The organism is Marinobacter suaedae (assembly GCF_030519635.1).
Lineage (GTDB): Bacteria > Pseudomonadota > Gammaproteobacteria > Pseudomonadales > Oleiphilaceae > Marinobacter > Marinobacter suaedae.
On record NZ_JAUMIS010000002.1, the window covers coordinates 565,541 to 589,415 of the forward strand.

The 23,875-nt window shown below is 55.7% G+C and carries 17 protein-coding genes; 5 read left to right on the plus strand and 12 right to left on the minus strand.

From position 1 onward, the window contains the following. Positions 1–54: 54 nt before the first annotated feature. The gene (locus QVZ43_RS11510) at positions 55–681 is read left to right on the plus strand and encodes a hypothetical protein (protein ID WP_302910049.1); all 627 of its coding nucleotides are present in this window, start codon (positions 55–57) and stop codon (positions 679–681) included. 137 nt (positions 682–818) lie between these two features. Here the strand turns inward: QVZ43_RS11510 and QVZ43_RS11515 are convergent, their stop codons facing one another. The 3 genes from QVZ43_RS11515 to QVZ43_RS11525 form a co-directional block, all read right to left on the minus strand. Further along, positions 819–1,712 carry a DUF6160 family protein gene (locus QVZ43_RS11515; protein WP_302910050.1) on the minus strand — a complete coding sequence of 298 codons (894 nt, stop codon included), beginning with the start codon at positions 1,710–1,712 and terminating at the stop codon, positions 819–821. A gap of 93 nt (positions 1,713–1,805) precedes the next feature. Continuing rightward, positions 1,806–2,810 (minus strand): DUF6160 family protein, encoded by a 1,005-nt coding sequence (locus QVZ43_RS11520; protein WP_302910051.1) that lies wholly within the window; start codon positions 2,808–2,810, stop codon positions 1,806–1,808. Between the two features lie 189 nt (positions 2,811–2,999). Then, positions 3,000–3,557 carry a hypothetical protein gene (locus QVZ43_RS11525; RefSeq protein ID WP_302910052.1) on the minus strand — a complete coding sequence of 186 codons (558 nt, stop codon included), beginning with the start codon at positions 3,555–3,557 and terminating at the stop codon, positions 3,000–3,002. Between the two features lie 518 nt (positions 3,558–4,075). On the opposite strand from QVZ43_RS11525, the gene pabB reads away from it, so the two are divergent. Continuing rightward, positions 4,076–5,146, plus strand: coding sequence for an aminodeoxychorismate synthase component I (gene pabB, locus QVZ43_RS11530; protein ID WP_302910654.1), 1,071 nt, complete (start codon positions 4,076–4,078; stop codon positions 5,144–5,146). Positions 5,147–5,226: 80 nt separating this feature from the next. Here pabB and thrH read toward each other — a convergent pair whose 3' ends face one another. Beyond that, complete coding sequence (gene thrH / locus QVZ43_RS11535; protein WP_302910053.1) at positions 5,227–5,841, minus strand: bifunctional phosphoserine phosphatase/homoserine phosphotransferase ThrH; 615 nt, start codon at positions 5,839–5,841, stop codon at positions 5,227–5,229. Between the two features lie 236 nt (positions 5,842–6,077). On the opposite strand from thrH, the gene QVZ43_RS11540 reads away from it, so the two are divergent. Beyond that, complete coding sequence (locus QVZ43_RS11540; protein WP_302910054.1) at positions 6,078–6,809, plus strand: phosphoadenylyl-sulfate reductase; 732 nt, start codon at positions 6,078–6,080, stop codon at positions 6,807–6,809. A 38-nt stretch (positions 6,810–6,847) separates the two neighbouring features. Here QVZ43_RS11540 and cysB read toward each other — a convergent pair whose 3' ends face one another. Further along, entirely contained in the window at positions 6,848–7,825 is a 978-nt protein-coding gene (cysB, locus tag QVZ43_RS11545; protein WP_302910055.1) for an HTH-type transcriptional regulator CysB, read from the minus strand. A 244-nt stretch (positions 7,826–8,069) separates the two neighbouring features. Between cysB and QVZ43_RS11550 the strand changes: the two genes are divergently transcribed. Beyond that, positions 8,070–10,805, plus strand: coding sequence for a winged helix-turn-helix domain-containing protein (locus QVZ43_RS11550; protein ID WP_302910056.1), 2,736 nt, complete (start codon positions 8,070–8,072; stop codon positions 10,803–10,805). A gap of 242 nt (positions 10,806–11,047) precedes the next feature. Here the strand turns inward: QVZ43_RS11550 and dinG are convergent, their stop codons facing one another. From dinG to QVZ43_RS11575, 5 genes are all read right to left on the minus strand, one after another. After that, entirely contained in the window at positions 11,048–13,249 is a 2,202-nt protein-coding gene (dinG, locus tag QVZ43_RS11555) for an ATP-dependent DNA helicase DinG (protein WP_302910057.1), read from the minus strand. Then, positions 13,249–13,986, minus strand: a complete 738-nt coding sequence (locus QVZ43_RS11560; RefSeq protein WP_302910058.1) for a general secretion pathway protein GspB — start codon at positions 13,984–13,986, stop codon at positions 13,249–13,251. Before QVZ43_RS11560 ends, dinG begins: the two co-directional genes overlap by 1 nt. Positions 13,987–13,989: 3 nt before the next feature. After that, the gene (locus QVZ43_RS11565) at positions 13,990–15,690 is read right to left on the minus strand and encodes an ExeA family protein (RefSeq protein WP_302910059.1); all 1,701 of its coding nucleotides are present in this window, start codon (positions 15,688–15,690) and stop codon (positions 13,990–13,992) included. Between the two features lie 97 nt (positions 15,691–15,787). Then, the gene (locus tag QVZ43_RS11570) at positions 15,788–17,275 is read right to left on the minus strand and encodes a DUF3336 domain-containing protein (RefSeq protein ID WP_302910060.1); all 1,488 of its coding nucleotides are present in this window, start codon (positions 17,273–17,275) and stop codon (positions 15,788–15,790) included. Between the two features lie 36 nt (positions 17,276–17,311). Then, complete coding sequence (locus QVZ43_RS11575; protein ID WP_302910061.1) at positions 17,312–18,094, minus strand: MlaA family lipoprotein; 783 nt, start codon at positions 18,092–18,094, stop codon at positions 17,312–17,314. Between the two features lie 94 nt (positions 18,095–18,188). Between QVZ43_RS11575 and QVZ43_RS11580 the strand changes: the two genes are divergently transcribed. Next, positions 18,189–18,596: an acyl-CoA thioesterase gene (locus tag QVZ43_RS11580; RefSeq protein ID WP_223793408.1), complete on the plus strand. Its 408-nt coding sequence runs from the start codon at positions 18,189–18,191 to the stop codon at positions 18,594–18,596. Between the two features lie 8 nt (positions 18,597–18,604). Here the strand turns inward: QVZ43_RS11580 and QVZ43_RS11585 are convergent, their stop codons facing one another. Further along, entirely contained in the window at positions 18,605–19,726 is a 1,122-nt protein-coding gene (locus QVZ43_RS11585) for a beta-ketoacyl-ACP synthase III (protein WP_302910062.1), read from the minus strand. Positions 19,727–19,859: 133 nt separating this feature from the next. Next, positions 19,860–23,786, minus strand: a complete 3,927-nt coding sequence (gene hrpA / locus QVZ43_RS11590) for an ATP-dependent RNA helicase HrpA (protein ID WP_302910063.1) — start codon at positions 23,784–23,786, stop codon at positions 19,860–19,862. Between the last annotated feature and the right edge of the window lie 89 nt (positions 23,787–23,875).

Consider the following 23,875-nt stretch of genomic DNA (forward strand, 5'->3'; position numbering starts at 1 on the left):
CTATCCCCATTGTCTGCAGCGCTGGGCATTACTCGTCTACACAAGGGCCACGCCATGAAGAAGCACTCACAGCTACTTGCCGTATCCATCGCGGGGGCGAGCGTTTGTTTATCGGCAACGGCCGGGGTCCGAACACTCACCTCCGATGAGATGGTTGAGACCTACGTAAAGGACTCGGCGGTGATTATTGTGCCGACGGATCGCCCTAAAAAATCAGAGGCCGACCGGCGTCGAATTATCAGAGCCCTGACCATAGCGCCGGGTGAACCGGAACTTTCCGAGGCCGAAGAAGAAGCTTACAGGCAGGAATTGCAGCGCCTTACCGAAGAAGGTAAATCCGATGCGCTGGTCAGTGCGGAGGAAGAATTCGTCCGGCGAGCCATTCTTTTGCCTCAGCAGGAGCTGGCGAACGCACAGCCGGGGGTCGTGGACTTTTCGCCCAATATACCCCCGATTATCTTTGGCGAGCAGCTCGTCATTCCTGAAGGATCGTTCGAGCAGACGTTCCTCAATGACCAGCTGGGACTCAGCTTTGATGGACAGGCTCTTAACTTCTCCATTGGCTCACCCGCGGGGATTGACCAGATTCAGATTCCAAACGCAATCAACGAGGGCCCGATCAACCTGACACCAAGGCCCGGCGGTGGCTTCGATCTGTCCATTCAGGTGCCCGATCAATAACCGCAGCTATTCAATAAAAGCTAAAGATTGGGGTAAGGCTGAGGGTCAGCTCCCAGCCGTAAAACAAGGAAAGAAGTCCCCTGAACCTGCGTTACCTTCTACGGGAACTCGAATACGCAGAGAAACTCAAAGAAAAATCAGGGAGTAAACGTCAGGACTGTATCGTGGACCTGAACGTTGTCCAGCCGCATACCGCCCAGGTCGACCTGGCCTACGGAAAGACTGGTCATGCCGATATCGGCGGCAAATCCGTGGACTTCAATCGCTACCGTTTCAACACCTGTTGGAGAGTCAGCCGCACTCACCTGGCGATAGGTGTATTCCATGGCCGCGAAGCCATCGGTGATGTCGGATAGAGGCGAACTGAACCCTGCTGCCCCATCGTTTGCCCACCGGGAAAATTCACTGGTCAGTGTTGCGCCGCCAATCGCCTGCCCCCCCGATTCTGTACCTCGTACGTAGGCACCGTTAAGGCCAATGGTATCTGCCGCTGTAGCGGTAGACAGGTCTTCAACCGTAAACGCCGCGTACATATTCGAACCCAGCGGCAACCCATTAGCTCCGGCAGTTGGTTCCACCCGTCGATACGCCCGTCGTAAATAACCCCAAGCTTCGACACCAGACAGCAGACTGACCTGTTGCGCTTTGGAGGAAATCAATGACACCTCGTCCGCCCGGAAACCCCAGTCAATGGCAGAACCAGACCCCGGGTCCCAGCGCACATCGAGGGTGCCGTCCGGCCCAATGTCGATGGTGGCGATCGCATCATCAAAGTAAGCGCCCAGCCCCTGCGCAGAACCGTCGGCGGTGACGCCCGCACCACCCATAGTGATGCCATCAACCTGGTAAGAACCCAATTGTTCAAACCGAAACTGACCAAGGGTTGTACGACCGGAATAGGCAACAGTCAATCCGCTCTGGCCGGTGACATTCGACAATTCGTTATCAGTTATCGGGGCCAAGTCACCGTAAGCGACGGAGGCAGAGAGCGAGATGAAGATCAAAACAATCTGCTTTTTGCTGTTAACCATTTGTCTGCACCGGCACTGTCCGAATACAAGAAATAAAAACGCCCCGGAAGAACCGGAGCGTTTTCAGTCATGACATTACTAAATGTCAGCTCATTAGTGACCGTAAATAGTCATCTGAGCATTGACCTTAAGGTCCGTCATGTACAGGCTTCCGATGGAAGGATTGGCAGCATCACCCATACGGATGTTGGTCAGATCCAGGTCACCGGAGAAGTTGTTGACGTTAAACGCCAGAGCTTCGGCGGGCGCGCCAAGTGCGGCTGGGGTTCCAAGACCGATATCCACTTGAGCGTGTGCATAGCTGGTGTCAATGGTGCCATCCTTTGTGAGATTGTTGCTGTCAGCACCGCGACGGTTGTGGAGTTCAAAGTCCAGGTAAGTGCCGACAAAATCAGCCTTCAACGTACCGCTTGCATTGAAGTAGGCGTTGATATTCATCTCGTTCGAGTTTTCCTGGATAACCACGTCAACCGGTCCCAGAAGACCGCTGATTTTCAGGTCAGAGATCAGAGTGGTACCTGTGGTTCCGCCGAGGTTACCGAGACCGGCACCACCTGTGGAGGTATCCCCCTCATCACTGCTTGCCAGCTTGACGGAGTCAATACCAATACCATAATTGACCGGATCACCACTGATAGACCGCAGACCAATAACCAGATCGCCATCCTCAACAGCTGGCATAGTCACATCATTGTTACCGGTGTCACTCCATGCTGCAGTACCACCCGCCGCAGTGTACTGAGCTACCGCACCAGCGATGTAGGTGCTACCAATTGCCAGCGCACCAGTATCACCAATACCGCCACCACCGACTACATCAATGTACAGCTTGACATCAGACAGAGCGCTTTGCTGAGAGGCTGTAGCACCTGCGGCCCAGTCGCCTGCACCAACGCTTACGCCACTCATTGCCAGGTAACCTTCGTCCTGATAGGTCACTTCGGCGATATCAACTTTGGCGGCCAGTTCGATGGTCACACCGGCCTGACCGGTGACGTTACCCATGGAAGTATCGTCCAGCGCCTTGAGTTCGGCGTTGGCGGCGAAAGGTGCTGCGGCAATCGCTGTTGCCAGAGTAAGTTTTTTCAGGCCTTTCATCTTATTCTCCTAGACATTCACTGTTGTTTTTTTACAGCATATTTCCTTTGCTGCCCTTGCAGTGTTACAGAGTCTCGGAAAGCTTTCTGAGAGCTGACGCACAAGAACCAAACATTTGGTTACACGACTTAACAATCAACTTCCATTTGGGGTTCATTTCGCTCGGGCGAAACTCGTCGAGTTCTTAAATTATCCCTCTTCGCCGGAGACAAAGACGCGCGGTTCATAAGGTGTGAAAGCACCCTCTGTGTATTGGTAGCCATCTTCAGTCAGTTCATAGTGAGTGCCCAGTACTCGCGCAAACCCGGAGAGATATTCCAGCTCAATATTGATTTGATTGGCCTGCTGTTCGGCATTGGGCGCAAAGCGATAGATTACCGCTGAACCTAAGATCCGCCCATTATCGGCCTGAGTCTTTAGTGCAGTACGCACCGCGTTCAGAACCAACACCGGGTTAATACCTTCCGTGCTCTCGCCCGGCTTAATGGCCCAAACATATTTCACTGAACCATCAGGCATAAGGCCGGCCCCGAAAGGCGCAAAGTCACCATACGCTTCCAGCAACGCTTTCGCCTTTAACAGAGATTTTCCGCTAAGAAACTGAACGTTATGCCGAATCTCTGTTGCGAGTTGCTCTCCGGTCACAACTTTCTGTTTCGGAGCACTTTCTTCCGCAGAAACGACATTGCCCATGCTTGCGAGCACCAGAGCCGCCGCTAGGGCTAACGGAGTTTTGATTGTTTTCATCGCGTGCATCCTGCTGTTTTTTTTGTTTTACGAGTAACTGGGCCTCCTCAAGAAGGAGACCAATAAATTTTTTCATCTTGAGGCCGAAGATTCAGTGCACTGTTTCGCACCTCAATAACTGACATCGAGCGAACGCTTTCCTTTTGATGTCCATACCCATTTCAAGGCTTTACCAAAAACCATAAAATAAGAGTGCTTACTTTCCCTCCGTTCGACTCATTGGATCCGACGTGTCTCCTGGCTTAACTGAACTAAGACAATCTGAATACGAGCAACTTCTTGGGCACGCGTGCCATCAGTCTGATTTCGTTCATATCGGGAGCGTCGGAACAGATGGCAATCGTGGGGACCTATCAGGGTTCAGCGCAATTGCCTCCCGGCACCTGAACATTAAGTCAGAGAAGAAAAGCCTGGCCTTTAGTAGCGACAAGGTTGCCACTGATATGGCGACACTGTTACAAAACCACCAAAACGCCCAGTTTGGCGATAGCGACGCATCGTTCCTTTCGGGGGGATGGATGGGTTTTTTGTGCTATGAGTGGGGCTTTCAAACCGAAACCCGATTTCATGGCAGAAGCGCCCCTATCCCGCTGCCGTCCTTGGCTGCCGGCTTCTATTTGTGGACCGCAAGCCACTGCCGTCGGACTCGCCGATATATGCTGTGGATTCACCCGGATTGTCCGCCAGAAACTCGAAACACTCTGGCCCAATGGCGCAAAACCCCTGCGCTCGATCCAATACAACCATGGCGAATGAGCGGGAAGTTTTTGGCAACTCAAGCGAAAGACGAGTTCCTTGCAAACGTCAGATCCATAAAGCAATACATCCAGGCCGGGGATGTCTATCAAGCAAACCTGTCCCAGGAATTTCAGGGTTATTTCGAAGGCGACCCGTGGCTGGCGTTCAAGGCCCTCACCAATAAACACCCCACCCCCTTCAGTGCATTTATTCGTCACGAGGGCGCATCAATACTGTCTGTCTCACCTGAACGCTTCATCGAAATCCAGAACGGGAAAATGTTTACCAGCCCGATCAAGGGGACGCGCCCCAGAGGCAGGACCCTTGATGAGGATTTTGCACTAGCGAACGAACTCGAATGCTCAGAAAAGGATCGGGCCGAGAACTTGATGATTGTCGATCTCCTGCGAAATGACCTCAGTGTCAATGCCGCAACCGGAAGCGTAAAAGTCGACAAACTGTTTTCGCTGGAGTCTTACCAGAACGTCCACCATCTGGTCAGCCACATTCGCGCGGATCTTCGGGAAGGTGTTTCACCCATCAAGGCCCTGATGGATGCCTTCCCCGGAGGGTCCATCACAGGAGCTCCCAAGATTCGTTCCATGGAGATCATCAACGAACTGGAGCCCCACTGGCGCGGTCCCTACTGCGGTTCGGTGTTTTACTGGGGACTGAACGGCAGGCTGGACAGCAACATCGCCATTCGGACGTTACTGTGCGAAGAGGATGGCACCATCCGCTGCTGGGGCGGTGGCGGCATCGTGGCGGATTCCGATCCGGAGAGCGAGTACCAGGAGACGCTTACCAAGGTGAAGCCACTGATGGACTTTCTGGAGAGCCTCCAGCCATGAGTGTCTGGAAAATTGAGCAGTATTAAGCCGCAAGAGCAATAAAAAAGGGGCGCTGTCGCCCCTTCTCTGCTTTTGCCTATTCAGCTGTTATGAACGACGCTAGCTTTTAGGAACTCAGCCCGCAGATCGTCATAGGTGTGCACCGCCGGATACTGCGGAAATTCGTCAATCACGTTCTGCGGCGCATGGAACAGAATGCCCGCTTCAGCCTGCCCCAGCATGGTGGTGTCGTTATAGGAATCACCGGTGGCAATCACCCGGTAGTTCAATAGCTGGAAGGCCCGCACCGACTGTCGTTTCGGATCGCGTTGGCGCAGCAGATAATCCGTAATCTGACCGTTTTCGGCCACTTCCAGCTTGTGGCACAGCAACGCGGGATGCCCAAGCTTGGCCATCAGCGGCATGGCAAATTCGTAGAAGGTGTCTGACAGAATCACCACCTGAAACCGTTCACGCAGCCAGTCGATGAATTCGCGGGCGCCGGGCAGCGGATCCAGCTCTCCGATAACCGCCTGAATTTCAGGCAAGCCGTAACCATGTTGATCGAGCAGTTTCAGACGCTGACGCATCAGCACATCGTAGTCCGGAATATCCCGGGTGGTCGCCTTGAGCTCCTCAATGCCGGTTTTTTCGGCAAAGGCTATCCAGATTTCCGGGATCAATACTCCCTCAAGGTCAAGGCATGCGAGTTCCACGATGTTCTCCTGGTTGTTGATTTACAGAGTTAAGAGGCAGGGCTTATACCGGGTGCCAATGATGGACCGTATGATAGGCAAATCACCTGCCCCATGCATAGAATTAAGATCCAGCACCACCGACGCCAGTGTATATGAATTTGGGAATAAACATATAGATTGTCATTCCTTCCAGCTATGTATGAGTTAGTGTTAGCCTCTGTGCTGACCAGTTCCGATCAGCAATGGGTAAACCTATGAATGATATCAATCAGCTACAAGCCGAACTGCAAGGTCAGAGCCCAAGAAGCATTCTGAAGGCCGCCTTTCAGCGCTATGAAAATATCGCTATCTCGTTCAGCGGTGCGGAAGACGTAGTACTGATTGAAATGGCTCACCGGCTGACGGACAACCTGAAAGTTTTCACCATCGACACCGGTCGGCTGCACCCGGAAACCTATCAATTCCTGGAACAGGTTCGAAAACACTACGATCTGGATATCGAAGTGCTTTTTCCGGATTCACAGGAAGTGCAGCAACTGGTGCGGGATAAGGGATTGTTCAGTTTTTACGAAGATGGACACTCGGAGTGCTGCGGCATCCGCAAGGTCAACCCGCTGCGTAAGAAGCTCGCCCAGGTAGATGCCTGGATTACCGGCCAGCGAAAGGATCAGAGCCCGGGCACCCGTAACGACGTTCCGACGGTTCAGCTAGACTCCGCGTTCTCGACACCAGCGCACCCTCTGGTGAAGTTCAACCCGCTGGCAAACTGGAGTTCCCAGGAGGTCTGGGACTACATCCGTATTTCGGAAGCACCCTACAACAAGCTTCATGAAAAAGGATTTGTCAGCATTGGCTGCCAGCCCTGCACCCGCCCCGTTTTGCCGGGACAGCATGAAAGAGAAGGCAGATGGTGGTGGGAAGAGGCCACGAAAAAAGAATGCGGCCTGCACGCGGATAATCTGATCGCCAGTACACAGTCACACTGAGCGTCAGCGATGGTTTACCTCAAACCACCGCTCGGCCATCAGCAGGTGGGCAAATCCACATCCTTGAACAACTCTTCGATTTCCGTACGACTGCCCTGATGAGCGACCGCCTCATCGACCTTTTCGCGGGTCAAATGCGGCGCGAATCTCGAGATGAAATCGTACATATAACCTCGGAGAAAGGTTCCCTTGCGGAACCCAATCCGTGTCACGCTGGGCCGGAATAGTTTGCTGGCATCCAGCGCTACCAGGTCACCGTCTGTTTGCGGGTCATACGCCATACTCGCGATGATACCGACCCCCAAGCCAAGTCGAACGTACGTCTTGATCACATCCGCATCCGCAGCCGTGAACACCACTTTCGGGGTCAGGCCCTGAGACTGGAATGCCTCATCCAGTTTTGATCGGCCGGTGAAACCGAAAACGTAAGTCACCAATGGGTATTCAGCCAGCTTGGGAAGCGTCAGTTCATCGAGTTTCGCCAGGGGATGATCCTTGGGCACAATGACACTGCGATTCCACTTGTAACAGGGCATCATGATCAGGTCATTGAAGAGCTCCATGGCTTCCGTAGCGATGGCAAAATCGACAGCACCATTGGCCGCCATCTCTGAAATCTGCATGGGGGTACCCTGATGCATGTGCAGCGACACTTCGGGGTAGGATTCGATGAACCCACGAATGATGGGAGGCAGCGCATAGCGGGCCTGGGTATGAGTGGTGGCAATACTCAGCTCACCCTGTTTCTGGTTGCTGAACTCCTGGGCGATTTTCTTGATACCTTCAACCCGCCGCAGGATTTCGCCCGCCTCGCGAATAATAATTTCGCCACCAGGTGTAATGCGAGTCAAATGCTTGCCGCTGCGGGCAAACACCTCCAGGCCCAATTCATCTTCGAGCAAGCGAATCTGCTTGGAAATACCGGGCTGGGAGGTAAAAAGACTTTGGGCAGTCGCCGAGACATTCAGATCGTGGTGGGCAACTTCCCATATGTAGCGCAACTGTTGTAATTTCATCGAGTCTGCTGCTCCTGACTTCCCGGCCACTCAGGGGAGAGATCCTGCCCCTGACACTTTCTGGCCAGTTTACGCATAAGATTTTTGTTTTTCATTCCTTTTTAATATACGCAAGACCTAAAGCTAAGTTTAGACCAAAATTGAATTTACGAGGCCGAAAACCAAACAACAGGTCTTTAAAGCCCTTGACTTGCCTGTCACAAAGCACACAATCCCATACTAATCGCTGGCAAATCAGGTAAGTATGCTACTCACCACCAAGTTTCTTCGTCCTTCCGCAGATTCACGGGCTGTCCGCCGGGACAGGCTGATCTCACTGCTGCATCCGGAAGCGCCGAAGCGACTGAATCTGGTGATTGCACCCGCAGGTTTTGGGAAAACCACCCTGGCATCGCAATGGTGCTCCCAAACAACCTCGCGAACCGCCTGGTTATCACTGGACGGACATGACAATGAACCACGCCGCTTCTGGGAATATGTGGTCGGAGCATTCGAGCACGCTGGATTGGCCAATCTGGGTACCAGCAGAAAGCTGCTGAGCCAAGAAAGTGGAGACGCATCCACAGGTGCCGTGACTGCATTACTGAATACTCTGGCTGAGGATGACAGCGCATGGGCACTCGTGCTAGACGATTTTCACTTCATCCAAGATCCCGGCATTCTGCGGGAATTCGCCTATTTTATCGATTACCTTCACCCGGGAATCACTGTCACGATTACCTCTCGAACCGAGCCCGCCCTCCCGCTTTCCAGATGGCGTGTCAGACGCTGGGTTCAGGACATAAACCCGGGATCACTGGCCTTCTCCGAGGCCGAATGCCGGCAGTTTTTCAAAGACACCATGGGCGTTGAGCTGTCAGGAAACGATGCGGCAACCATCTACCGAAAGACCGAGGGATGGGTGGCTGCGATGCAGCTTTCAGCCCTGTCGGGACGGACCATTCAGGGACACAGCCAACCATCGCCGGCCGGCTCTCATCTGGAAGTCGATGAACGTCACATCAGTGACTATGTCCTGACCGAGGTTCTGCAAAATCAGCCCGAAGAGGCCGTGCAGTTCCTGCTTGACACGGCATGCTGTCCCCGTTTGTGCGCCTCTCTTTGCAATAGTATCCGCGGCCAAGGTGATAGCCAGGAAAAACTGGAACAGCTGCTGAGCCAGAATCTGTTCCTGATCCCTCTGGATAACCACAATGAATGGTTCCGTTATCACGACTTGTTCCGCGATGCATTGTTATACCGGTTGCACCAGAGCAGCCCGGAACGTGCAAAGGAATTACGGCGTGAAACGGTAAGCTGGTTGCTCGACCATGGGGAGGTTCATGAAGGCATCGCGCAGATTCTTCAGCTGGAAGACTGGCCATGGCTGGCCAGCGTTCTGGCCGAGCACGGCAATAACCTGATCCATGGCGGCTATCACCTGCCGGTATTAGGCTGGATTGATGCGCTTCCGGTTGACCTGTTCCAAGACAGCCCGCAGCTTCAAATGCTCAAAATCTGGGGCCTCTTCTTTGCCAATCGGGTTGACACCCTTGAGCCGCTGCTGACCACTCTGGAAGACCTGCTCGACAAACGGGTCGCAGACTCCCACCCGGATGCAGAGGGCGCACTGGGCCTGCAGAGCGAAATCTCGCTGATTCGCTCCTACCTGGCACGTACCCGCAGTGACGAAAAGAGCGCCAGCGATCTCACCCGCCAGGTGCTCAAGGATATTGACCATACCCAGATTCCTTTAAAATCAGTCACCTACTATGGTGTGGGCCTGGACTATTACGGCCAGGGAAATCTTGGCGATGCCGAAGACGCTCTGCGCTCAGCCGTGCATTATGGCCAGATTGAGCGAAAGCCCAGTACGGTTCTTTCCAGCGGCGGACTGCTTGCCTGGATTCAGTACGATCGAGGGGATATCGACATCGCGCTGGATACGTGTACCGAAGTAAGGCGATGGGTTGACCAACATTACGCCGATCCCACGCAACCGGTACTCATTTCCTGCTGGCAAAACAGCGCCTTGACGGAAATTTTCCGGGAAACCGACCGGCTGGAACAGGCCAGCACCTATCTGGCCCCTCTGCTGGAACATGTGGATGGAGGCACCGAACCCGGACAACACGTGATCATTCAGTATGTCCGCGGCCACCTGGCCTTCAGTGAAGGGCGGCTTAACGAGGCAGTCGAGTTCCTGGAAGATGCGGCCCATACCGGCCGCAAGCGGCGCGACCACATTGTATTTGAGCCCCCGGCAAGCGAGGCACTTCTGGCACGATGCTATCTCGGTCTGGGCCTTGTGGACAAAGCCAGAGACTGCCTTGGCAACCCGGACGCTCTTGACTGGAGCAACCCGCTCAACCGCGAGCAGATGCAAATCAGCATGGCGCGGGTACTCGTTGCTTCAAACAAGCCCGAACCGGCCCAGGAGATGCTAACTAGCCTGATGCGGGCTGCAGAGAAAAACGCCCACATTCGTCACCAGGTTGAGGTACTACTGGTCTATGCTGAGGCCCTGGATCTCCAATCCCGGCAGAACGAAGCCCGTGAGATGCTCGAGCGGGCCTTAGTCAAAGCCTCCAATGCAGGCTTCCTCCGGCTGTTTGTCGAAGAGAGCCGTCGAGTTCGCGAGCTTCTGCTGGAACTCCCTTCTCTAAAATCTCCGGGATCCTGGAATCAGCGGTTGCTGTCGATGCTCGCAGAGCAAGGCGTGGAAGAAAAAGCGCCAGAGAGGACGGAGGTCCCGACCACAAAAACTGCAACAGAACCTAAACCCGCTGAAGTGCCCCTGGTGGAACCCCTGAGCCAACGGGAACTGGAAGTGCTGTCCCTGATCAATGACGGCTACGCTAACAAGGAAATCGCGGCAAAAATGGATGTAGCTCCAGCAACGGTCAAAGCCCACATCCGCAACCTGTACGGCAAGCTGGGGGTAAAACGGCGCACCGAGGCTATGGTGCGCGCTCGCAATCTGGGACTCTTGCACCACTGACAATTGCGACTCGCATCACATTTTGCTCGTATTTAAATTTTCCACTACGCCTTTTGGACGATCCGGTTACGCCCCCTTACGCCCTATTATTAATTCAACGGTGAGGCAAAGCCTTACCCGGAATTCTGGAACTTCAGGCCTTCAGATTCCTTGTTTCCTTTTATTTCGACGCTTGGGTTCTAGCTGGACCCCTTTTGACACGAGCCATCCATTTGGATGGCTCTTTTTTTATGGACGGGAGTCTAGTCAATCACTCGTCGGAAAGGTGGAAGGGCATCGAGCAGCAATTGGCCATACCGACGGGTAATGATCCTCCGATCCAGGATCGTTACCCGGCCCGTATCCTGCTCGGTTCTGAGCAGACGACCAACCGCCTGAACCAGCTTTACCGACGCATCGGGAACCGTGATTTCCATGAACGGATTGCCACCGCGCTGGGTCACCCATTCGGCCAGGCTGGCCTCGATGGGGTCATCGGGTACCGAAAACGGTAGCCGGGTGATCACTACATGGTGAAGGTATTTGCCGGGCAAATCGATGCCTTCGGCGAAGCTGGCAACCCCAAACAATACACTGGGTTTCCCTTCATCCACCCGGGCACAATGTTCCCGCAGAACCTCCCCCTTGGCTTTGTCATCCTGAGTAATGATCAGCCCGGGATATTCAGGATCAAGGGCGTCCCGTACCTGCTGCATTTGCCGACGGGCCGTGAACAGCACCAGGGTCGCCTTTTCGCCAGCCCACAGATCCGGTAATCGTTCGGTTAGCGTGTCAGTGAATTTGTCGTCGGTAGGCATGACCGACATGGCCGGTATCTCCACGGTGGCCATGTCCGCGTATCGGAACGAACTGGGCACGTTCAGAAACCGGCTATGCTCTGGCAAGCCAGCACGTGTTTTCAGTCGATCGAAACGCCCCAGCGCCGTTAAGGTAGCGCTGGTGAGGACCGCGCCGTAAGCCCTGGACCAGAGCCTGGAATACAGAAGGTTATCCGCCAGCACCGGTGAGCTGTACAGCGTTATATCTTCTGCATGCTCCCACCGCTGCTTCACCGCCCATCGTGCCGGCGCGGGGCTCCGGCGCTCGTTCTCTGACTCACCCTTGGCCGGTTCCGGCGACGGGCCCGTTTCCCCTCCATCCTGCTTTGAACCGACGTCCCTCTCACTCCAGGCAACCCAGAGGCGCAGCTGATCTTCAGCGCGGCTGTGGAACGCCCCGATCACCGGGAACCAGGCTTCAGCGGTGTCCCGGTCAATTTCGCTTTCCTTGCGCTCATCGAATGCTCCCTGAAGCTCATCCACGAGCGACCCCAGGTGTCGGCACACGGTGGCCGTCGCTATGCGCGCTTCAGCAGCCAGGTTGGAGAGCACCTCGGGCAGTTCACCGTGGGCATAGCGCCACTGTGCAGGCCGTCGTTCATCGCTGAACTCCCAGGCGGTGTTCTCATCCATCTGCTCATAGACCCGGGCCAGCATCAGATCCAGATCCCGGGATGCGATGCTGATTCGGTCCAGGGTTTTGGTCGCCTGCACGCCAGGAGCGAGGTAAGGCTGCATGGTGGACAGTGCCTGCGACAACTGCTTGAGCCATTGACGAGCACTGTTCAGGCCCACGGAGGCAGCGAAATGGTTCAGTGCCTTATCTGGAAGATGATGGGCCTCGTCAAACACATACAGGGCATTCTCAGGCTCAGGCAGAATGGCACCCCCGCCCAAAGCAAGGTCTGCCAGGACAAGATCGTGATTGGCAACGACAACCTCTGCTTCGTCCAACCCCTTGCGGGCATCGAAAAAGGCACAGCTGTCAAAGTAGCTGCAATGCCGGTTGGTGCACTGGCGATGGTCTGTGGTCACCTGCCGCCAGACATCGTCGGGAATCTGCTCTGGCCAGTGATCCCGGTCACCGTCCCATTCCCGGGAGCCATAACTGGCCAGCATCTGCTCGAAAAAGGCTTTTGAACCGGCTTCGTCGGTCTGCAGATCATCCAGCAAAAACAGTGGCATGGTGTCACTGTCACCATGTCCCTCTTCCTGCAAACGGCTTTCCAGCCGGGACAGGCACAGGTAACGCCCCCGCCCCTTGGCAAGGGTCCAGGAGAACTGGAGGTTCGTGTGCTTTTTCAGGTCAGGAAGATCTTTCAGGACGATCTGGTCCTGAAGCGCCACCGTGGCGGTGGAAATGACCAAGGTCTTGCCAAGCGCCTTGGCAACAGGGATAGCAGCAACAAGATACGCCAGTGTCTTGCCGGTACCGGTACCTGCCTCAACCACACAAACCGAAGGCGGCGACGTGCGCTGCCCATCGTTGTCGGTGATTGCGCCCATATAACGGGCGATCTCGGCAATCATCAGGCGTTGACCGTACCTGGCCCGAATGTCTTTGCCGGAAAGTAAGTCCCTGTATGCCTGCTGTATGTCCTGCTTGATTGCGTCCGTAAGTGCCATTACCGGGGGCTCACCCAGTCACGGACGATGCCAACCCGGAAACGCTGCCCCTGCTTGCTCAGAATAACGCCTTCCTCGGTTATGTCCTCAACCTCTACGCCAGAGAACGTATCGCCTCTGCGCAGGTACTGATTGTTGATCATCACCCGGCTGGCGAAGGGGTCGGAAGAATGGATATGGCTGTTGAAGGTCAAATCGGGAATGCTCCGCTGGAATGATAAGGGCAGTTCGACCAGATGGGGAACGCGCTCAGCTGGACCTCGTTCGTCGACAGGTTCGGCGGACCGTTCTGGCTGGGAAGACGGCGTGATAATAACGGGACGTTCCTGAGGGCCGGGCTTGATAACCTCGGGGTTGGCATCGTCGAACCTGGTTGCCGTTTCTACCGGGTTAACAGTGGCATTGGACTGACTCACGGGGACACTCTCAGGGCGGCCTTCCGGCATGCGCTCAACCGACGTCTTCGAAACCGCTGGGGAGGGCGAATGTGTCTCAGGCTCGCCTTTTTTTGGCACAGTCAATACTGTCTCAGAATCAACAGCAGGCGCTGTGCGTTGCCATAATACACCGGCGACGATCCCGGCATTCACTAGCAAAGCGATGCTTAGCCAGACCACTGGTGAGATGGACTTCTTCTTGGGCTTGTGGATCAACTGAACCTGCTGGCCAAGATCGGGCACTTTACCCTGACGCCGCTCGGTCTCGGATTTTCTGAGAGCATCGAGTATGTACGACATGTGTTACCCCTTTCCGGAACGAGCGCCGGGGACCAGACGTGGCAAGTCCGAATCCAGATCATTATTGATCTGGATGATGGTCATGGCACCTGCAATACCATCGACACTCAGGCCCTTCAGATCCTGATACCAGCGAACCTGCTCTTCGGTACCCAACCGCTTAACACGAGCATTTTCCGTTCTCGACGCCGTGTATTTATCAGCAAGCTCCATCATGCGTGCGCCCAACCAGAGCTGCTCGGCCCTGTTTGCAGTGTCTCCCCGGGCATCCAGAAACGAAGGCCGGCTCCACAGGACCTGGTAGGTACCGAACCAATAGGGCTCAATGCTTGCAAAGGACACCTTCCGCACACCTATCCGGGTGTCCACCTCGGCCACATCGCCCATCAGTGTCCTGAGCACCACGTAGCCTCTCTCTCCGGAATCGCCACGGAGTTCGAGCAACGCCGGCCGGTTCAGAAATTCGAGGCTGCGACGGGTGCCCTGCCGTTCAAGACAGCCAAGGCCTTCGGTCAGGGCAAAGTCACATGGAGCCGGGGACTGGTCTGCCTGATACTCTCTGCCCCAGATTTCAAACAGAGACCGATACCCTTCCGGCAAGGCCAGCGCATCCGAGCCAAACTCGAACAGAGCCCGAGAGGGCTCAGCCACATTTTCTGCAGGCTCAACCGGCTGTGCCGCCGCGCTTTCCTGTACGGGATTATTGTCATCCGGCCGATCAATTTTCCCGGTCGCCAGAAGGTCGCCCGCGATCTCCTGCATGGCTGTGGCATCGGCAATTGGTGACTTCTGGTAAAGCCAGGCCAGACTAATGAAGGCCACCAGTGTAAGAGCTGCCAGTATCAGATATCGGTGTGGGCGGGATAGCCAACCGGGCCGGCCACTCTGTTGCCATCCTTCATGCCCGCGTACTTCTCGGGCGGCCTGTCGAATATGAGAGACCGTAATCTCGTGCTCGCTTTCGGCGTAGGCGCCAAGCAGCGCTCGATCACTGATCAGATTGATCAGACGCGGAATGCCCTCACTTTCCTGATAGAGCCGGCCTATCGCTCTTGGGGAAAACACCTCGCCCCGAACACCGGCAACGCCGAGACGATAACGAAGGTAATTGGGCAATTCGGCCTTTCCGATCGCATCTAGATGGTACCGGGCCGTGACCCGTTGGTTTAATTGCCGCAGTTCGGGCAGTCCAAGAATCTGCTGCAACTCAGGTTGCCCGAGTAACACAATCTGCAGAAGCTTTTTCTCAGCGGTTTCCAGGTTGGTCAGCAAACGCAACTGTTCCAACACATCGGCGGACAGGTTCTGGGCTTCGTCGATCAAAAGAACTTTGTGCCGGCCGGCGGCGTGCGCCTTGAGCAGTTCCCGATTGATCAGGTCAACCATTGTCTTGACGCTGGCATCGGACTGATGAGGAATTTCCATCTCGCTGCAGATTGAGGACAACAGTTCCCGCGCGGACAATCGTGGATTCAGGATCAGCGCAATATCCACATAGTCCGGCGCATTTTCGATAAAGCAGCGGGAAATGGTGGTTTTCCCCGTGCCCACCTCACCGGTGATCACGATAAACCCACCCTGCCCCTTCACCCCGTACATCAGGTGCGCCAGCGCTTCTTTGTGTCGTTCGCTGAGGTACAGGTATCTGGGGTCGGGTGCGATGGAAAACGGTGGTTCCCGAAAACCGAAAAAGTCGTAATACATGGGTATCCAGTATGGTGCTCAGGCGTCGGGAATCGCTGTGGAGCGCGCCCCTTTAACTATCGCCGTATCATACCGTTGGCGCCAAGGGGCTGTCATCTCAGGCGTTCCCGGAATCGTTTTTCCTGACCAGTCGGAGCTCGCCGCTGTGCCCTCTACCCTGTTTAAGACGTGCAACGCATCGCTCCAGGGTCTTGGAAATCCGGGCATGGGAACGAATCATCGAGATTTTTGGCCAAGTCGCCCGCTCTCCTGCCAGAATCATCTGGCGCAGGTATTTGGGGTCCGGATTCGCCAACATCCGACCGTAGTCCCGGAACGAATAGGTGGGCGCAATGGTGACATCGCCCGAATAGCGCTGGGCCATCATCGTGTAAAGCTGCCCGGAAGCCTGACGAAGCAGCTCCGGTCGCACTCGCTTGCGCAAGTAATCGAAAACCCCCTGACCATGAAACTGCACTTCCGACTTCAGCAGGTGGAGCGGAAGCCGGGATAGCGACAGCCTGTCATCGTCAGCCTGATCGCCCAGGAACGGCACCACATGCGGATTCGTCTGGCTGACAATGGTGAAATTCACGTCGTACAGGTGCATGAGCCGTTCAATGGGCAAGTCACTCACCACCGACCCATCCACAAACTTCAGCCTTGGCATATACGGCAGGACGTTTCCGTGTATGTCCTTCTTCATCAGGGTCACTGGCGGGAATACGCCTGGGACCGCCGCACTGGCAAGTGCAGCACTCCATACCATCAGGTAAGGCGAAGTGTATCCGCAAAGCAGCCGCGCTTTTTGATGCGTCTGAATGGGGGAAACGCTGATATTAATGGAACGGCCAGTGCGCTCGTAGGCCTCTTCGAACGTGTATTCACCGATGTTCTCGCGGAGACATCGTTTAAGCTGCTCCTGGTCCATCAGACCATCGCCACGCATGGCGCTGAGCAGTCCGCGCCACTTCCACGCCTTGAGGTTATGGGTTTCGGGAACCAGCATCTCCGGGATTTCGGCGTCGGTATGTACCCCTAGGATACCGGCGATAATGGCCCCAATACTTGAGCCGGCCACCACCTGGGGCAGCAGCCCCTTTTCCCAGAGCGCCTTGATAACGCCAAAGTGAAAAATCCCGAGGGTTGCACCGCCACTCAGCAACAGGGTGGGACGGCCAAAACTTTTGAGGGTCTCCCGGAAGAAGCGCAGCTTTTCCTCAACCGGAAAATCAGGGACGGGATGATCGCAAAGAAAGTCCAGGGCCTCACAGGCCTGGGTAATGTATTCCTCGATGAGGTGCTTGGTGCCCACCCTGGAGCGACGGTACAGCGCCGGATTTCCGAGATTCCCCAGATCGTGGTGCAGGCCTTCTCTGAGCGCTCGTTTGAGCCGGTGAAAATCGTTCTGCTGACGATACTGCTTGAGGTGGCTCAGACGATCGTAGATCAGTTCGTAGTGGTAAAGATCGGAGGAGAAATCTTCCTTCCAGTCGGCATTGCCCTCGAGAATATCGAGCTCCAACGCCGCCGCTTTCCAGACCTCATAGTTCTCGGCTTCGGCCAGCATTTTTCTGTATTTCTTGATCCTTGGATCCCTAAACACCGAAGCCCTCCACTATTGCTCGCCAGATAAATCCGATCAGAAATCCTCAAGCATCAGCTCATCATCGCCACTGGCAAAGGGGTCTTCCACCACCACACCATCATTGATGAGAAACTCCCTGCGCTGAAGGAATGCGTTCCGAACAAAGGTATAGCTGTCGCCGGAAATGAAGCTCTCGGCGGGAATCAGGTCTGCCCGCCGGTCAACCAGCTGAACGCCCCGTGCGTAATAGTTGTAGGGGCTGTCCACGTTATCCCATAGGGATGGCAGCACCAGCAAATCGGCACCGTATCCACCCAGGCGCCGGGGTGTTGACGGCCCCAGCAGAGGAATCACCAGATAAGGCCCGGAGCCAACGCCCCAGTGCCCCAGGGTTTGACCGAAATCCTCAGGCCGCGCTGGCAGATCAAAGACTGTTGCCACGTCAATAAAGCCGGCGAGCCCGAACACTGTGTTGTAGGTAAACCGGCCTGCCGCCACCACGGCGGACTCGCCCTTTAGCTGCAGCAAGCTGTTGACGAAGTTTCGGACCTCATCAAGATTGCCGAAAAAGTTGGTGATACCCCGATCCACGAAATCCGGTGTGATCGTCCGGTAGGTTTGCGCCACGGGTTTGAGGAACCACCGATCGATCGTGTCATTGAACCGATAAACCTTCCGGTTCCAGTTCTCATAAGGGTCATTGGCTTGAAACGCCATGACCTCGCCAGCATCCGTTTCAGGCAGTGGCTGGGAAACCGCCGGGGAGACTGGAAGCATCAGGCACAGGCCTAACGTGACGGACAGCAAACTCCAACGCCGCAGAAAAGCTTTTTTCATTCGTTACTCTGTAGGTTGTTTCATTCAACTCAATTCGTTGAGAATACCGGCGCCCGATTTTGAGAACGTTATTCAGCCAATCCAGAGGAAAGTAATGACAATTCCCGGAAAAAAGGTCGCTACGCTTGAAGTTCCACTCCGGTGGGGAGACATGGACGCATACGGCCACGCCAACAACACCGTCTATTTTCGTTTTTATGAGGAAGCCCGAATTGCCTGGCTCACTTCCTTGCAATTGGGCGGCCCGGAGGAACCCACCGGCCCGGTCATTATAAAGACCAGCGCCACGTTTCTGAAGGAGTTATATCACCCAGCCACCCTGTTGGTAGAAACATACGTAGACAAGGCAGGAAACACCAGCCTCGACACCTATTACCTGCTCAGGGATGCGAACTCGGGCGACGTTTATTCGGAAGGATACGCGAAAATTGTGTGGTTTGACCGGAAAACCCGAACGTCTGCGCCGCTGCCAGACACCCTGAGGGCGCTGGCAGCGAGCTGACGCCGGTATCAGCGGTGACGAACGACCACGCTGCCAATGGAATAGCCTGCGCCAAAGGAACAGATAACGCCAATATCGCCCTGCTCGAAATCCTCCTTGAATTTGTGGAAGGCAATGATCGAACCGGCTGAACTGGTATTGGCGTACTCATCCAGAATAACAGGCGCTTCATCAGCGGCCGCATCACGCCCCAGCACCCGGCGGGCAATCAACTGATTCATGTTCAGGTTTGCCTGGTGCAGCCACATCCGGCGCAAATCATCCGGGCTCAGTGAGAGCGATTCCAGCTGTTTCTGGATAGTCTCAGCCACCAGCGGAGACACTTCCTTGAACACCTTGCGCCCCTGCTGGATGAACAGTTTGTCGGGCTTGCCTATGCCGGATTCGTCGGCGCGGTTCAGGAAGCCGAAGTTATTGCGGATGTTGTTGGAAAACTGGGTTTTCAGGCGGGTGCCAAGAATTTCGAAGCCCTGCCCTTCAGCAACATCTTCCTCCCGCTCCACCAGGATGGCAGTACAGGCGTCACCGAAAATGAAATGGCTGTCTCGGTCGCGGAAGTTCAGATGGCCGGAGCAAATTTCGGGACTCACCACCAGCACGGCACGGGCGGAACCGTTTTCAACGGAATTGACTGCCGCCTGCAAACCAAAGGTTGCGGAACTGCAGGCCACGTTCATGTCGTAGGCAAAGCCATCAATACCGAGCGCCTGCTGCACTTCAATGGCAACAGCCGGATAGGCACGCTGCAGATTCGAACAGGCCACAATGACAGCATCCACATCGCTGGCGGTCTTGCCGGCCTGCTCCATCGCTCCCTTACAGGCCGCAACGGCCATGTCGCACTGTACCGACGGTTCGTCGTTACTTCGCTCCGGAATATAAGGAGCCATCCGATCCGGGTTCAGGATACCCTCCCGATCAACCACATGTCGGCGCTTGATACCGGAGGCCTTTTCAATGAACGACGACGCAGATGGCTGGAGGGGCTCCAGATCGCCCCGGGCGATCTCTTCCGCATGTTCGGAGTTGAACCTTTCAACGTACTGGTTAAATGCCTCAACCAGTTCGTCGTTATCAATCGATGCGGGCGGTGTGTACAGACCGGTTCCGCTAATGACGGCTTTAATCACGCTTACTCCACGTCATGGTCGTTGGAACAGAATTCTTGACTTTCACAGTGGCAGGAATACTAACACACTCTCTGCGCTTTGCCCGGCGCAACACCCCCTCCCTACGCCTAAGGTCGAAGACGCTGTTGGCGGGTCATACGCGGGTTTGCTCCCACTGCTTATCCAGACGTTTGACCGACACCGTCATCTTTGTTCCCAGCTGCTGGGCAAAAAATGACACGCGGAATTCCTCCAGCATCCAGCGGTACAACACCAGTTCCGCATCCCTGACGCCCAGACGCTCCTGCGTCGCCTTTTTGGTGGCATAGCGGGACCAAAGTGGCTCGATGGTGTGCAGAAATTCTCGCTCGCGGCCCATTTCGCGGGGCATTTTGTCCAGTCGAATCAGTGCAGCTTCGAAATAACGTCCATATTCCGCCAGCCACTCCGGCGGTGTTTCGACCAGGAAGCCCGGATACACCAGATGCTGTAACTGGAATTTGAGATCGGCCATGCTGTTGGCCAGGGCGAGATTGATCTTGCCCTTGAGCTGCTTGGCCACCTTCTGGTAGCCGGACAGTGCGCGATGCAAGCTCGCGTCTGCCTTCTCCAGCGCAGGAATAAAATCGCCGCGATGCCGGTTAAACAGCGTCTCGAGCGCATCGGAACTCCGGGGAACGCCCTCGGTGAGAAAATGAGCCATGGCGGTTGCCAGCACAAGATCATCCAGCAGAACCTTCGCCTGACCCACGGGCGCAAACAGGAGCGCTGACTGTTTGAAATGAGGCAACTTGCGGTCAAGGTCGTCGAGGGTCTTGCCAAAACGGTTGATAATCAGGCGAGCCACCGCCTTGCGAGTCGTATCTTCAGCAGTGAGCGGGTCGAGACAGCGAATCTGGCGCACCTTGCCACCGAGATCCTCCAGCCCCGGGTACACCGTCACCTGCATGCCGCCTTTTTCCGTCTGCACCTCTTCAGGGAGCGTTCCGAATTGCCAGTCCTCCGCCTCGGGCGTCGACGGTGTGCCCTTATCCTCACTGGCGGCATCTGCCAATGCCTGCTCCGCCCTGCCCTCCAGCTGATCCTGAATGGCAGAAGGATCACGGCCTTCCGCCAGCACCTTGCCCTTGTCTCCCAGGACCCGCAGTCCCATTCTCAGGTGCCGAGGCAGTTCAGCGTCAGGCCAGACGTCAGAGTCGATCTGCACACCGGTCATTCGGCGCAGTTGGTCGCCCAGCTGAAGCGCCAGTGGTTCGTTACTGGGCTCCATATTGGCCAGCGCCGCATCGACAAAATCCGGAACCGGCACGAAATTTCGACGCAGGGATTTAGGCAATCCCTTAACCAGCGCAATGCATTTTTCCCGCAGCAGTCCCGGAACCAGCCATTCCAACCGACGGGAGGGTATCTGCTTCAACGCCATGAGGGGCACCTGCAGGGTTACACCATCTATTTCGCTGGTGGGCTCGAATTCATAAGAAAGGGGATAACGAACACCTTCCCATTCCAGGTAATCCGGATACAGTTCCGCAGCGCCTGCATCAAGCGGCCTCTGCAAAACGTCGTCCTCGGACAGCTCCAGGCGTTTCAGCTCGTCCGCAGACAGGCCTTTCCACCAGCTTTCGAAGTGACGACCGCTCACAATGTCCGCGGGTAGCCGCTCGTCGTAAAAGGCCACCAGAACTTCGTCGTCCACCAGAAGGTCGCGTCGGCGGGTTTTCTTTTCCAGATTCTCGACGGTATCGAGCATTGCCCTATTACGGGCAATGAAAGGCGCCCTGGACCGGTAATCCCCTTCCACCAGCGCCCGGCGTATAAACAGGTTTCGGCATTCCGCAGGATCCACCTTGCTGTAGGCAATCCGTCGTTTGGGCACTACATCCAGGCCGTACAGCGTGACCTTTTCGTAGCCCATGACCTGGGCACGTTTCTGTTCCCAATGGGGCTCGAAGTAATGATGCTTGACGACATGCCCCGCCAGGGGCTCGATCCACTCCGGCTGTATCGAGGCCACCATGCGGGCGAACACCCGACTGGTTTCAACGATTTCCGCAGCCACGATCCATTTAGGCGAACTCTTGGCAACCTTGGAGCCCGGGAAGATCAGCACCTTCCGGTTACGGGTCGCCAGGTACTCTCTCTTCTCAAATTTCACCGCTACCTGGCCAAGCAGCCCCGCCAGAATAGCCCGGTGAAGCGCGTCATAGCTCGCAGACTTGTCGTTGAACTGGAACTTTTGCTCGCGACATAACAAGGTCAACTGTCGATGGACATCCCGCCATTCCCGCATTCGCATCCAGCTGAGAAAGTGCTTCTGGCACACCTTCTTCATCTGGTTCTGTGAAAGCTCCTGACGCTGCTCCTCGTAGAAATTCCAGATGTTCAGCAAGGTAACGAAATCGGATTCCTTGTCGTTGAACGGCGCATGAGCCTGGTCCGCTGCCTGCTGCTTTTCCTGAGGTCGCTCCCTCGGGTCCTGCACACTCAGCCCGGCAATGATGATCAGGGTCTCCGCCAGACTACCCTGCTCTGCGGCGGTAATCAGCATTCTCGCAAGCCGGGGGTCGAGAGGAAGTCGTGCCATGCTGCGGCCAACCCGGCTCACCCGCCGCTTGTCGTCAACGGCACCCAATTCTTCAAGCAGTTTGTAGCCATCGTTGACCTGACGGCGGTCCGGCGCTTCCAGAAATGGGAACTTTCGGATGTCGCCCAATCCAGACGTCGCCATCTGCAGAATGACCGACGCCAGGTTGGTGCGGAGAATCTCCGGGTCTGTGTACTCAGGTCGGTTGATAAAATCCGTTTCGTCGTACAGCCGGAAGCAGATGCCCGGCGCCACACGCCCACACCGACCCGCGCGCTGGTTGGCGCTGGCCTGGGAGATAGGCTCTACCGGCAGTCTCTGAATCTTCGAACGGACACTGTACCGGCTGATACGAGCCACCCCCGTATCAATGACGTACCGGATTCCCGGCACGGTCAGGGACGTTTCAGCGACGTTGGTCGACAGCACAATTCGTCGTCCGCGGTGGGTTTGGAAAACCCGGTTCTGTTCCTGCGCACTTAACCGGGAATACAACGGAAGGACTTCGGTATGCTTCAGGTCCGCATGCCGAAGCACTTTGCTCAGGTTGCGAATTTCCCGTTCGCCGGGCAGGAACACCAGTACGTCGCCCGGAGGCTGTTTTGCGGATCTCTCGTGATCTTCAATTTCTTCCAGCGCACTGAGCACGCCATCCGTCCATCCCTGATCGCGATCGTCTTCGTCTCCGGTCAATGGTCGGTAACGGACATCCACCGGATAGGTTCGACCACTCACCTCAATGACGGGCGCCTTGTCGAAGAACGCACTGAAACGCTCCACCTCGATGGTAGCGGAGGTGATGATGACCTTCAGATCCGGTCGTTTCGGGAGGAGTTGGCGCAGGTAGCCGAGCAGGAAATCAATATTAAGGCTACGCTCATGAGCTTCGTCGATGATCAGCGTGTCATAGCGATCCAGAAACCGGTCATTTTGCACTTCCGCCAGAAGGATACCGTCGGTCATGACCTTGACCCGTGACTGCTCCGAGGTCACATCGGTAAAACGGACCTGATAACCAATCTGCTGGCCAATTTGTTCTCCGATCTCCTCGGCAATGCGAGTGGCCACACTGCGAGCCGCAATCCGCCTGGGCTGAGTGTGACCGATCAGCCCCCGAATACCCCGCCCACTGTCCAGGCAAATCTTGGGAATCTGCGTGGTTTTGCCGGAGCCGGTTTCCCCGGCAATGATCACGACCTGGTTATGCTCGATGGCGTCGCGGATGTCGGCGACTCGCTCCGACACCGGAAGCCCGTCCGGGTAGCTGACCGGCTTGTGCAACGAACGCCGGTGCTGAACGACCTCCTTGCCACGTTCCAGCCATCGGTTCATCTTTTCCAGATCTTTCTGACCGGGCTTTCCCCTGTGGCGCGCCACGGCACGGACAATACGGGCAGCCTCAAGCTGGTTACATGCTTCCAGCTGTTCGGTGATGTCTTTGGCCCAGGCGTGGCCGTTTATCGGCGATTTATCGGCTTGTTGAGCGTTACGTGTCATCGAAATCCAGCAGTCATCGATTCAGGGTTAGTCGGACAGTCTATCGGCAAACGTGTCTCTTACAAACGCAAAACCCCGCCGAAGCGGGG